General features: G+C 57.5%; 9 protein-coding genes and 1 pseudogene. 2 read left to right on the top strand and 8 right to left on the bottom strand.

What is annotated here, in order from left to right; all coding sequences use genetic code 11:
• Positions 1–168: 168 nt before the first annotated feature.
• The 6 genes from NKI52_RS32100 to NKI52_RS32075 form a co-directional block, all read right to left on the bottom strand.
• Complete coding sequence (locus NKI52_RS32100) at positions 169–1,173, bottom strand: cyclodeaminase (protein WP_352700807.1); 1,005 nt, start codon at positions 1,171–1,173, stop codon at positions 169–171.
• Positions 1,167–2,165 (bottom strand): hydroxyectoine utilization dehydratase EutB, encoded by a 999-nt coding sequence (gene eutB, locus NKI52_RS32095; protein ID WP_502897837.1) that lies wholly within the window; start codon positions 2,163–2,165, stop codon positions 1,167–1,169. The genes NKI52_RS32100 and eutB overlap by 7 nt, the downstream gene beginning before the upstream one ends.
• A 783-nt stretch (positions 2,166–2,948) precedes the next feature.
• Entirely contained in the window at positions 2,949–4,586 is a 1,638-nt protein-coding gene (locus NKI52_RS32090) for an ABC transporter ATP-binding protein (protein ID WP_352700805.1), read from the bottom strand.
• The gene (locus tag NKI52_RS32085) at positions 4,579–5,400 is read right to left on the bottom strand and encodes an ABC transporter permease (RefSeq protein WP_502897835.1); all 822 of its coding nucleotides are present in this window, start codon (positions 5,398–5,400) and stop codon (positions 4,579–4,581) included. Before NKI52_RS32085 ends, NKI52_RS32090 begins: the two co-directional genes overlap by 8 nt.
• 13 nt (positions 5,401–5,413) lie before the next feature.
• Positions 5,414–6,367, bottom strand: coding sequence for an ABC transporter permease (locus tag NKI52_RS32080; protein WP_352700803.1), 954 nt, complete (start codon positions 6,365–6,367; stop codon positions 5,414–5,416).
• 7 nt (positions 6,368–6,374) lie between these two features.
• Positions 6,375–7,964: an ABC transporter substrate-binding protein gene (locus NKI52_RS32075; RefSeq protein ID WP_352700802.1), complete on the bottom strand. Its 1,590-nt coding sequence runs from the start codon at positions 7,962–7,964 to the stop codon at positions 6,375–6,377.
• A 367-nt stretch (positions 7,965–8,331) separates the two neighbouring features.
• Between NKI52_RS32075 and NKI52_RS32070 the strand changes: the two are divergent.
• A pseudogene (locus NKI52_RS32070) lies at positions 8,332–9,065 on the top strand (integrase core domain-containing protein).
• A gap of 431 nt (positions 9,066–9,496) precedes the next feature.
• Here NKI52_RS32070 and NKI52_RS32065 read toward each other — a convergent pair.
• Together NKI52_RS32065 and NKI52_RS32060 are read right to left on the bottom strand one after the other, a co-directional pair.
• Positions 9,497–9,961 (bottom strand): Lrp/AsnC family transcriptional regulator, encoded by a 465-nt coding sequence (locus NKI52_RS32065; RefSeq protein WP_352700808.1) that lies wholly within the window; start codon positions 9,959–9,961, stop codon positions 9,497–9,499.
• 167 nt (positions 9,962–10,128) lie between these two features.
• Positions 10,129–10,221 carry an SDR family oxidoreductase gene (locus NKI52_RS32060; protein ID WP_502897836.1) on the bottom strand — a complete coding sequence of 31 codons (93 nt, stop codon included), beginning with the start codon at positions 10,219–10,221 and terminating at the stop codon, positions 10,129–10,131.
• A 145-nt stretch (positions 10,222–10,366) separates the two neighbouring features.
• Here NKI52_RS32060 and NKI52_RS32055 point away from each other — a divergent pair, with 145 nt between their 5' ends.
• Positions 10,367–11,725 (top strand): IS1182 family transposase, encoded by a 1,359-nt coding sequence (locus NKI52_RS32055; RefSeq protein WP_352700801.1) that lies wholly within the window; start codon positions 10,367–10,369, stop codon positions 11,723–11,725.
• Positions 11,726–11,964: the final 239 nt, after the last annotated feature.

The raw sequence follows: 11,964 nt of genomic DNA, 5'->3' as shown, positions 1-11,964 counted from the left end.
CTGACGAGGTTCGCGGAAAAGCGCCCAACAGCGGCCACATCGCCGCTTCAGGCCGCCAAAACCTCATCGCCGTGCATCAAGGCGGTTAGCTGGCTGCCTTCGCGGCCATGTGGCGATTGTCGAACGTCAGACTAGATTTATGCACGCTGCATATACTGACGAGGCATATCAGCGTCCGACTGAAAACCTGCTACCTAATACCGAGCCGGCAGTTTTCGCACGCTGAAAGGCAAACTGGGCGATCGCAGTGTCTTGAACACCAGTACCGGTAAGATCAGCTATCGTAATCTGCGCGCCGTTTGAGCGCCCCATTTTTTTTCCTGCGATAACATCCCCAAGTTCGAGAAAAGCGGACGTTTCGGAAATCAGCCCTGAGGCCAAGGCATGGTGCAATTCACCTAGCCTTCTCGTCTGCGGCAAACTATCCGCCACGTACAGATCAGCGAGTGCGACAGCAGCGGGCTCAATCTCGTTCTTATGTTCAGCATCCGACCCCATCGCTGTAATATGCTGCCCGGGCTCAAGCCATGCAGCGCTTAGGATTGGACTGCTCGCAGGTGTTGTCGTGACAATGATATCCGAGCCGCGCACCGCGACGGCGGGATCCGCGCAGGAAATCACCGACAGTCCGAACTTCATTGACAGCTTTTCAGCAAGTCTTTTCGCTTTAAGGAAGTCGCGAGCCCAGATTCGCGCCTCTTTGATCGAACGAACCAGCATGAGTGCCTCCAGCTGCAACTCAGCCTGCACCCCTGCTCCAATGATCGCGGCCACGGAAGCATTCTCACACGAGAGGTACTGTGCAGCCACGGCACCCGCTGCCGCCGTACGGATATCAGTAAGATAGCCGTTATCGAGAAGGATCGCCTGGGGAGTTCCAGTTTCGCTGGAGAAGAGTGCCATCAACCCCCCTGAACTCGGCAGTCCTACTTTCGGATTATCGAAGAAGCCAGATCCAATCTTCACGGCAAAACAATCATCACCCGATATGTAGGCCGTCTTTACGTCCACCTCCCCGTGATGATCGGTAATATTGAGCCGGAGTATTGGCGGCATTTCCACTGGCTTTGTAGAGAGAGCATGGAATGCACGTTCTACACACTGCACTGTGGGGGGATCGAGTGATACAAGCTTCCTCAGCTCGTTCTCATTTATCACCATTACCATCACCATGGCCCTCCAAATGCGAAATGCTCGCCCTCGATAACACGGCGGTGCAAATCCAAGCTAATGTTTCGGCCAGATAGCACGATCACCACTGGCCCACGTACGCTCGGGATCTTGCGCGCAAGCAGTGACGCAATGCCTATCGCACCTGCTCCTTCAAGAACCTCATTCTCGTGCTTGTAAGCGTAGCGTATGCCCGTACAAATCTCCTTCTCGGAGAGCAACATGACATCGTCGAGAAGGTCGCGACACAACGCGAACGTTAACTTGTTGTCCAAGCCTATCCCTCCACAGAGAGCATCCGCTAAACTCTGGTGCTCTTTGACCTGCACGGGGTGCCCGGCCTCAAGGCTGGCCTTCATAGCCGCACCTCGTTCCATGGTGAGTCCTACGACCCGCGCGTGTGGCCGCATGCCCTTAATGGCAGACGCGATTCCCGCAGACAGTCCTCCGCTCCCCAAAGGAACGAGCACTGTACCGACATTTGGCACTGCTTCCACAATCTCCAGCCCAATAGTGCCCTGCCCGGCTATGATATTAGCATCATCGGACGGGTGCACAATTACACGCCCCTCTTCGGTCACTAGCCGAACAAGCTCGCTCTCAGCCTCATCGTAAGAACTGCCGATAATCCGTACGTCCGCACCCAACTGCCTAATCTCGGAAATTTTGTTTTCCGGAACCAGTTTAGACATACATATTGTTGCGGATGACCCGGCTGCTTTTGCAGCATAGGCAACGGCGCGACCGTGGTTGCCGGTTGACGCAGTGGCAACTCCTCGACGTAGCTCCTCCTCTGTCAGCTGCAAAATGGCGTTTGTCGCTCCCCGCAACTTGAAGCTGCCGGTCGTCTGGTGATGTTCCATCTTAAGGAACACCTCGGCACCGCAAAGCTCAGAGAGCCCTATTGAGTAGACACTTGACGTGACGGCAATGTGGTCACGAATCCGTCTCTGTGCCTCAAGCACCTGGGACAGCGCGTTCGCCAAGCTCCACACGTTTGATGGGCGGGCGTCCCTTGCTGAATTTATTCGCTCCACTTCAGCTTCCTTGTACAACCGGTTGATGTTGACATTGAGATCATTATGCCGCTGCAGCACGCTCGTTACAGGCGTTATCTAGTATGATCTTTCGGGTTTTGGGCGCAAAATGCCTAGGGGCGCCGAAAATAGGCAGGTGGCCTTAGATGGCATCGGTTGCGGTCTTATGGTTGGGGCCGCAGAATACGAGATGGTGTCCCTTGGCGTGGCATTGAACCCGTTGGGAAGGACGGGACATTCTTCGAGTCGGGGTTCCTCATCCGCTCAAAGGCGGGCTGCTTGCTTTCTGATGAATAAGATATTTTTTATGGCGAAGCGCTGGTGCAGGTCATCGTAGTCGAGCTGCGAAAAGCTCGCGGCGAGATAGCTTGCGTTTCCAGTATGCGCACGACAGCGCGCGATTCAGCTGTGGAGCAGACTCGAATCGGATTCCGCAAACCCTCCGATGCAAACAGAATTGGGCGCCACGCGGCATGCGTCTGGGCGCGGGGTCCTCGCAACGGGTGCGCTGCACCCACGTTGGCACCTATGCCGTCTGCAGCTGTCCTGATGTTGTCGAAATCGTAACTGGCCAGCATTGCCGAAGCACATCCCCATATTCATAGCGAGAGCGACTTCCAATCCAACGCCTCGCGCGCCACCGGTGACAAATGCCAAACGGGCAGTAAGAATGAAAGCTTGCTGTTGTTTGGCGTCGCCATCCGTATGATCCAGTCCTATCGTGCCATATCGTACGTAAACTTAGTTTCCCGCACTCGCCATCTTCCGCTCAGCAATCGCCTTGGCCAGCCAGCCAAGCTCCATCTCCGGCACCGACCGCAGCAACAGATCGGTATAGTCATCAAACGGGGGCGCCAGAACCTGGCTCTTCGCCCCGTAGCGCACCACCTCGCCGCGATACATGACGGCGATCGAATCCGCGATCGATTTCACCGTCGCAAGGTCATGAGTAATGAAGAGATAGGCGACCTGTTCGATTTCCTGGAGATTGAGCAGCAGCTTCAGGATGCCGTTGGCCACCAGCGGATCGAGCGCCGATGTCACCTCGTCGCAGATGATGAGCTTCGGCTTGGCCGCCAGCGCGCGAGCGATGCAGACGCGCTGCTTCTGCCCTCCCGAGAGCTCGGCCGGATAGCGGTTGATGTAGCCCGTACCCATCTCGATTTCCTCGAGCAGTTCCTTCACCCTCCGGTCCCGTTCCGCGCCTATTAGGCCGAAATAGAAGGTCAGCGGCCGGCCGATGATGGTCCCGACCATGTGACGCGGATTCATCGCCACATCGGCCATCTGGTAGATCATCTGTAGCTGGCGCAGGTCCTCCTTCGTCCGATCGGCCAGCCTGTTGGAAAGCTTGCAACCATCGAAGGTGATCTCACCGTGCTGTGGCGGAAGCAGGCCGGTAATGGCGCGTGCCAAGGTTGATTTGCCGGAACCGGATTCGCCGACCACGGCCAACGTCTGGCCAGGATAGATGTCGATTGAGACGTTCTTCAAAACCTTGATCATGCCATTGCCGTAGCCCGCAGTCACATTCTTCACCGAGAGCACAGACTTTGCCGTCGGCTCCTTTTCGTGATGCTCGATGTGATGGACCGACACCAGCGCCTGCGTATACGCCTCCTTCGCCTCCTTGATGATTTGACGGGCGGTGCCCGTCTCAACCATATTGCCATGGCGCAGCACAATGATGTCATCCGCCACCTGCGCCACGACGGCTAGATCATGGGTGATGTAAAGCGCCGCGACACCCGTCGCGTGGATCGCTTCCTTGATCGCCGCGAGCACGTCAATCTGCGTTGTTACGTCGAGCGCCGTGGTCGGCTCGTCGAAGATGATGAGGTCCGGCTTTGGACAGAGCGCCATCGCTGTCATCACACGCTGCAGCTGCCCACCCGAGACTTGGTGCGGATAGCGCTCGCCGATCATTTCAGGGTTCGGGAGGCTCAGCTTCTTGAAAAGGGAAACGGCCCGGCGCTCGGCCTCCGCGCGGCTGGCAATGCCATGCTTCAGACAGGTCTCGACGACCTGATCCATCAGCCGTTGCGCAGGATTGAACGCCGCTGCCGCAGATTGCGCGACATAGCAGACCTCATGGCCACGCAGCCTCCGGATGCCGTTCCTGCCCTGCTTGAGGATGTCACGCCCGTTGAGGATGACTTCCCCGCCGGTGATGCGTACGCCGCCGCGACCATAGCCCATCGGCGAGAGCCCAATGGAGGATTTGCCGGCACCGGATTCGCCGATCAAGCCTAGTATCTTGCCCTTTTCGAGCGCCAGCGACACGCCATCGACGATCTTGATCGTTCGGGGTCTTTCGCCGGGCGGATGGGCTGTCGCTTCGATGTGGAGGTTGCGAATCTCGAGCAGGGTCTCAGGCATTGCCGCGTCCACCTCTAAGATCGGTCGTGCGGTTGAGCACCCAGTCGGCCACAAGATTAACGGAGATGCCAAGCGCGACTATGGCTGCTGCGGGGATCAGCGCCGCCGGAATGCCAAAGACAATCCCGTCCTTGTTCTCCTTGACCATGCCGCCCCAGTCGGCCGCTGGCGGTTGAACGCCGAGACCTAGGAAAGAAAGCGCCGAGAGAAAAAGCACGGCGTAGATGAGACGCAGTCCGAACTCCGAAAGCAGCGGCGAAAGCGCATTTGGCAGGATCTCGGCAAAGATCACCCACCATTTGCCCTCACCGCGCAGCTTAGCGGCCTCGACGAAATCCATGACATTGAGATCGACCGCCACTGCCCGCGACAGGCGGTAGACACGGGTAGAATCGAGCACACCCATCACGATGATCAGCGTGGCAAGCGTTGACGGCAGCACCGAGAGAACGACAAGCCCGAAGATCAATGTCGGGATCGCCATCAGGAGGTCGACAAAACGCGACATCAGCATGTCGATCCACCCGCCGACCACCGCCGCAGTAAAGCCGAGGATCGAACCGAGCGAGAAGGAAAGCAGTGTCGCAAGCACAGCGATCATGATCGTGGTCTGCGCGCCGTAGATCATGCGCGACAGTAGGTCGCGGCCGAGATTGTCTGTGCCAAACGGGAATTTCGCCGACATCGGCTCCCAGACACCACCCACGATGTCGCCAAGGCCGTAGGGTGCGATTCGCTGGGCTGTGATCGCCACCAGAATAAAGAGCGCAGTAAGGATCAGGCCGATCAATGCGCCAAAGGGAATAAATCTCAACACGGCGCCGCCCTCACTTCGGATGCCGGAGGCGTGGATTGGCGAGGATAGATGCCACGTCGGCCACGACATTGAGAAAGATATAGACGGCGGCGAAGATCAAGCCGACAGCCTGGACGACGGGCACGTCGCGCTTGGCGACATGGTCGACCAGATATTGGCCCATGCCGGGATAAACGAAGATCACCTCGACCACGACCACTCCGACCACCAGGAAAGCCAAGTTGATCATCACCACATTGATGATCGGAGCGATCGCATTGGGGAGAGCGTGCTTGCGGATGATCTCCAAGGTTGACAAGCCCTTGAGTTCTGCCGTTTCGATATAGGCCGACTGCATGACGTTGAGAATCGCTGCCCGCGTCATGCGCATCATATGCGCGAGCACGACCAACGTCAGCGCGGTGCAGGGCAGCGCGATCGCCTGTAACTTGGCGAGGAACGACATCCCGGGATAGACTGTCGAGATCGCGGGGAAGACTTGGAACTTGACGGCAAAGAAGAAGATCAGAAGATAGCCGATGAAGAATTCCGGCAGCGAGGTCGAGGCCAGCGCGAGGCCTGAAATCAGCTTGTCGATCGGCCCGTTGCGGTAGCGAATCGCCAGCATGCCGAGGATGAGGGCAAGTGGAACGGAGATTATTGCTGCCCAGAAGGCCAGGAACAGTGTGTTCCAAAGCCGCTCCCTGATTGAGGTGGCTATATTAAGCTTGGTGGTGAGCGCGGTGCCCAGATCGCCCTGCAGGATTCCGAAGAGCCAGTGGAAATACCTGATATAGGCAGGATCGTTGAGCCCCATTTCCTTTCTCAGATTCTCAAGCGCCATTGGCGTTGCCGATTGGCCGAGAATGGATTGCGCGACGTCGCCAGGCAAAATGTTGGTGCCAACGAAGATCAGTATTGATACAAGCAGTAGGAGCAATGTGCCAAGCGCGATTCGCTGCATAACCAATGTCATAATGGGCATGTTAGATTCAGCCCGCCAGCCAACATTGCGACAACGCGTAGCCGTTGCCCATGGCTTTCGCGGGATGCCTTACGAAGCCGTGCACGTTGGGGCCGGTTGCGTCGATGTGTTGGTTGAACATTGGTACCACTACGCCGCCCTTGTCTCTAACAATGATTGCCATCTCCCGATAAATATTCTTACGATTGGCATGGTTTAGTTCGCTCCGCGCTTGCAGAAGTAATTTGTCGAACTTTTCGTTTGCAAAATGCGTGTCGTTGGTAGCTGCTGTCGACTGATAAGCATATGAGTATAAAACATCCTGAGTCGACTTTCCGTCCCAATAGGAGGCGCAGAACGGTTGCTTCTTCCAGACTTCGGACCAATAGCCGTCACCCGGTTCACGTTTGACTTCGATTGAAATTCCCGCTTTGGCAGCGCTCTGCTGGTAAAGCTGCGCGGCGTCGGTGGCGCCCGCGAAAGCGGCTTCAGAGGTTCTAAGCAAGATTGGTCCGCTATGACCCGACTTCTTGTAGAGGTATTTGGCCTGTTCGGGATCGAAGCGCCTCTGCTCTATGCTGTCGGGAAAGTCTGGGAACGCCTCGTTTATTGGAAAATCGTTACCTACAGCCCCGTAACCGACCTGGATCTTTTCCAGCATTTGTTCGCGGTCGACGGCAAATTTCAAGGCTAGTCTGAGATCGTTGTTATCAAATGGAGCAGTATCGCAGAGCATGTTGAACACACAACAACTGCTCCCAGCTATGTTCTGAATGGTTACGCCGGGAACACTCTTGATCAGATCTGCGAGCTTTGGGGGGATGCGGTCGACCATGTGAACCTGACCGCTTCGCAACGCCGCCATGCGGGCTGTGGCATCATTAATTATAGTAATTTCGACCTGATCAGCATGGCCAAGTTTGTCGCCCTGCCAATAGCCCTTGAATTTCTCTCCGCCGTAGCGAACACCGGGCTCGAAGACCGTCACTTTGTACGGGCCCGCGCCGATCCCCTCCGCAGGGTTGTCCTTTCCCCCATTCGGCTGAATGGGCAAGCGAAAGTCGGTCAGCAAATAGGGGAAATCGGCGTTCGGCTCTTTGAGCGTCATTATCACGTCACCGCCATCCGCCTTCAGCGACTCAATTCCTTGCAAGAGACCATAGACCATCGACTTGGAATTCTTGTCCGCATGGCGCTCCACTGTAGCCACCACGTCCTGAGGCGTGACTTCCTTGCCGTTGTGGAATTGCACTCCTCTGCGGATTCGAAAAGCCCAGCTCTTGAGATCCTTCGATGGTAGAATCTCCTCAGCGATGCGGTATTCAATACTACCGTCGGGGGTCACCGAGAGTAGCGTTTCGCCCCAAGTGCTATGGAATACTTCCAGGCTTCTGCTATTCACGATGGCGGTATCAAGTGTATCCGTTGCATCCCCGCCCTCGAGGCCAGCCTTCAAGATACCGCCGTTTTGCGGGGCTTCAGCGCTCGCAGCGCTGACAAGAACAGAATTGGCAAAAGCAGCGCTCAGGCCGAGAGTCGCTGCGCGAACGAGAAAATCGCGTTTGCTAAGCTGGTTCAGCGCGACCTGGCGGCCGAGATGTTCAAGTTCCTTCCACATTGTGGGTGTTCCTCCGCAACTAATTCCATGGCCGTACTCGGCTTCTTCGTTTTGGAATAGTAGCATTTCGACGATCGCGTTGACCTCAAAAGCGCCCCGCTGACGCAGGAAAGGAGCGAATACCTCCCACGAGCCGCAGATGTTCGACGCAGATGCGCTGATGTCGGTAAAGGCTCGCCTTGCCCACTCGTTGGCCGGGCGATCCGTTCTTCAAGCGCTTGATGATGGCCGACAAACAAGGTTCGCAACCGCGGAAGGGTCTTTACGCTGGGCTGCGGCCGGTGGCTTCGGAAGCCGGCGCACTAGGGTAATGACTTATAAACCCCAAATTTTTGATCCCAAGCTTTGATGGGCAGTCAGGTTCTTCATGGAGCGCCATAGTCAAGAGAGCCTGAAGGGTCTGGCCAAACGCTACGGGATCAATCAGAAGACCGTCGCTAAATGGCGGGCACGGGCCTCGGTGTCTGCAGCGCCACGGCATCGGTCGCTTGCCAGACGTACAGGGCGACAAGCCGGAGAAGAAGAATTTCAAGAGCTATCCGACCGGCTACTTCCACATCGACTTTGCTGAGGTGCGCACCGAACAGGTCCAAGTTACATTCATCGCCATCGACCGAAGCTCGAAGTTCGGCTTTGCCGAGCTGCATGAGAAGGCCACGACCGCTGTCATGAGAGACTTCCTGCTCGCGGCTGTTCCCTACAAGATCCACTCCGTGCTCCACCGACAACGGCGTCCACTTCACCGCCGCCGTCGCCGGCGGCTTGGCCGTGCCACTGATCAAGGAGGCCATAGCAAGCGGCGAACTCTTCCGCGCGCATGCCTTCGAATACACTACGCCAGGAACGACATCGAACACCGGGCGACCAAGGCACCCGTAGCCCAACGGCCAGGTCGAGAGGATGAACCGGACCATCAACGATGCGACGGTCAGGCGCTTCTACTATGAGAGCCACGACCAACTCCGCCAGCGCCTTGCTGACTTCGTCTCGGCCTACACCTTCGGACGCAAACTCAAGACCCTCAAGGGCCTCACGCCGAATGAGTCCATCGGCAAGGCTTGGTCGCGCACACCTGGTAGATCCACGGCGACTATGAAATAGCTACCGTGCGCCTCGCTTTCGGCGGGATATAGGTTCAAGTCCCTGGCTCGGAGGCTTTGGACGGGTTGTTGCTGTCATAGCTGTTGTTGGCGAAGAGAACTCTCCTCACCAAAAGTCGTCCGTGTCGCTTCGTTACAACGGTAACCTGTCCGTTACACGGAGGCCGACAGGCGTTCGGCAAATGGCAAGCCATCATCGCCTCCATCCCGGTACTGTGGCCGTGTGCTGATAAACACGTACGCGGTGCTGGTCGTCTAATCGCCATCGTTGAGTCAAGCCCTAGTTTCCGAGACGTGTGCCGGGTCATCTTTCCAAGGAGTTCCAGGTCGCAAGCGAGCGCACCGCGTCGAACCATGCTCGGCACTGAGGTGACATCAATCCCGCGGCGCTCAGTCGCTATGCGTTCTGGCTCAGCCAGTGCGATTCGGTCGCTATTCCTCTATTGGCAGTGCCAACGATGTTTTGATCCGATCCATCACGACCATCGTCTTAGAACCCTTTATGTCGGAGTGCTCATGGAAAAAGCGGCGCGTAAACGCCTCATACTCGGCCATATCACGCACAGAAATAATGAGGAGGAAGTCGGCTTCGCCTGTGACATAGTATGCACTCATGATCTCAGGTGTACGCCGGACCGCCTGCTTGAAACGGTCGATGATGTCTGAGCGGTCGCGTTCCAGACTTATGGACGCCAACATGATCAGTGGTCGGCCGACCGCCTGTGGCGAGACTATGGAAACATCGGCTTCAATCACACCGGCGTCTCGGAGTCGCTTCAATCGTCGCTGACAAGCAGTCGCTGAAAGCCCGGCGAGCTCCCCTAGCTCTCCCGTTGTGAGGCGATTGTTGCGCTGCACCGCGTTGAGAAGCTTCCGATCAACTCGATCTAAGTCCATTAAAATCCCTGCAAATAGCGAGCTTTTTCGCAGGAAAACTGCGTGTTCGAGCCCCATATTAGTCTGATTTGTACGATCGGCAAGGCAAATAAGACAAATCGCGATGCGATTTTGAGCTATGCTCTACGCGACCTCGGGCTAGGCAACGCGCGCTCACGACGCCCCATTCACCAATTCGTATAGCCTCCATCAACGTAGACAACCGCACCAGTCATATAGCTGGAGGCGTCGCTGGCGAGAAACTGAACGACATTCGCGATACCTCCTCTGGGCGACCTAAGCGACCCATCGGCGTCAACTCGACCCAGTTCGGGACGCTGTCGCTAGCAGCCTGTCGGACTTAGCGCACGCGAGGGATATCGGCTAGAATCGGGCGATTGATTCTCCATCCAGCTGCCGGTGTGGATGAGCAACTTTCGAATGGTAGATCGTACGACCGGATTTCTTCTGCCGCCGTCGGTGGATGAATGGCTTCCCGAGCGGCACCTTGCGCGTTTTGTCGTCGAGGTTGTCCAGGGGCTGGACCTTCGGGCGATGAGCGGCAGCTATCGCGGGTCTGGTTCGGCGTCGTATCATCCGAAGGTTCTGCTTGGCCTTCTGGTTTATGGCTATGCGACGGGCGTTTTTTCGAGCCGCAAGCTTGAACGGGCGACGTATGACTCGGTGGCCTTCCGGTTTATCGCGGCGAACGATCATCCTGACCACGATACGATCGCGGCGTTCCGGCGGCGTTTTCTCAAGGAGCTCGAGGGTCTGTTTGTGCAGGTGCTGCTTCTGGCGCGCGAGATGGGCGTTCTGAAGATGGGCACGGTTGCGCTTGACGGGACGAAGATCCACGCCAATGCGAGCCGGCATAGCGCGCTTTCCTATGAGCATGCCGGCAAGATCGAAGCGCAGCTGAAGGCCGAGGTGGCCGACCTGATGGCGAAGGCCGAAGCTGCGGATCAGGCCGATCTTCCTGATGGCTTTTCGATCCCCGATGAACTGGCGCGGCGGGAAGAGCGCTTGAGCAAGCTTGCCGAGGCGCGCGCCAAGATCGAGGCGCGGGCCAAGGAGCGCCATGCCCGTGAGCAGGCCGAGTATGAGGCAAAACTTGCGGCGCGGCAGGAAAGGGAGAAGCGCACCGGCAAGAAGCCCGGCGGCAAGCCGCCGTCGCCACCGGCATCGGGCCCTTCGCCCACTGACCAGATCAATCTGACCGACGAGGATTCGCGCATCATGCCGGTGGCCGGCGGCGGATTCGATCAATGCTACAATGCGCAGGCCGTCGTCGCCGAAGGCAGCCTGTTGGTGGTTGCGGCCGAGGTGGTGCAGGCGGCCAACGACAAACAGCAGCTTGAGCCGATGGTCGACAAGCTCACGGCCTTGCCGGAAGCGGTAGGATCGCCAGATACGCTGTTGGCCGACAGCGGCTACTTCAGCGCTGCCAATGTCGATGCCTGTGCAAACGCCGGCATCGAGCCGCTGATCGCCACGGGCCGGCAGCAGCATTACCCGCCGCTCAGCGAGCGCCTTGCCGAGCCACCGCCGCCGCCGGAAAATCCGACCTCAGTCGAGGCCATGGCCCATCGCCTGAAGACACCCGACGGCAAGAGACTCTATGCGTTGCGCAAGCAGACACCGGAGCCGGTGTTCGGCATCATCAAATCCGTTCTGGGCTTCCGGCAGTTCTCGATGCGCGGCCACCAAAAGGCTTGCGGCGAATGGAACCTCGTGACCATGGCCTGGAACATCAAGCGCATGTTCGCCCTGACACCCGCCTGATGGGGGGCGTCATCAACGCCCAAAGACCGCCAAATCGTCCCCCGGTCGAAAATCGCGAACCAAGGCCTCTCTCGGACCGGATCCCGGCAATCCACCCGGTTTCGACCAGCCAGAGCCACCCTGCCTTCGATTGAAGACATCAGTCCGACAGGCTGCTAGCTTCAGTGGTCATCCTGGTGGCAATGTATCCTGGAGCGACCGCGTTGATGCGAACGCCGGATCTTGCCCATTTGCAGGCG

It is taken from the genome of Mesorhizobium sp. M0590 (genome assembly GCF_040320905.1).
Lineage (GTDB): Bacteria > Pseudomonadota > Alphaproteobacteria > Rhizobiales > Rhizobiaceae > Mesorhizobium.
This window is presented reverse-complemented; position numbering and strand designations above follow the sequence as displayed.

Coding starts and splice junctions, on each gene's coding strand:
- NKI52_RS32100 (WP_352700807.1), bottom strand. CDS start 1,173: ATGGTGATGGTAATGGTGATAAATGAGAACGAGCTGAGGAAGCTTGTA.
- NKI52_RS32055 (WP_352700801.1), top strand. CDS start 10,367: ATGAGCAACTTTCGAATGGTAGATCGTACGACCGGATTTCTTCTGCCG.
- NKI52_RS32065 (WP_352700808.1), bottom strand. CDS start 9,961: ATGGACTTAGATCGAGTTGATCGGAAGCTTCTCAACGCGGTGCAGCGC.
- NKI52_RS32075 (WP_352700802.1), bottom strand. CDS start 7,964: ATGTGGAAGGAACTTGAACATCTCGGCCGCCAGGTCGCGCTGAACCAG.
- NKI52_RS32090 (WP_352700805.1), bottom strand. CDS start 4,586: ATGCCTGAGACCCTGCTCGAGATTCGCAACCTCCACATCGAAGCGACA.
- NKI52_RS32080 (WP_352700803.1), bottom strand. CDS start 6,367: ATGCCCATTATGACATTGGTTATGCAGCGAATCGCGCTTGGCACATTG.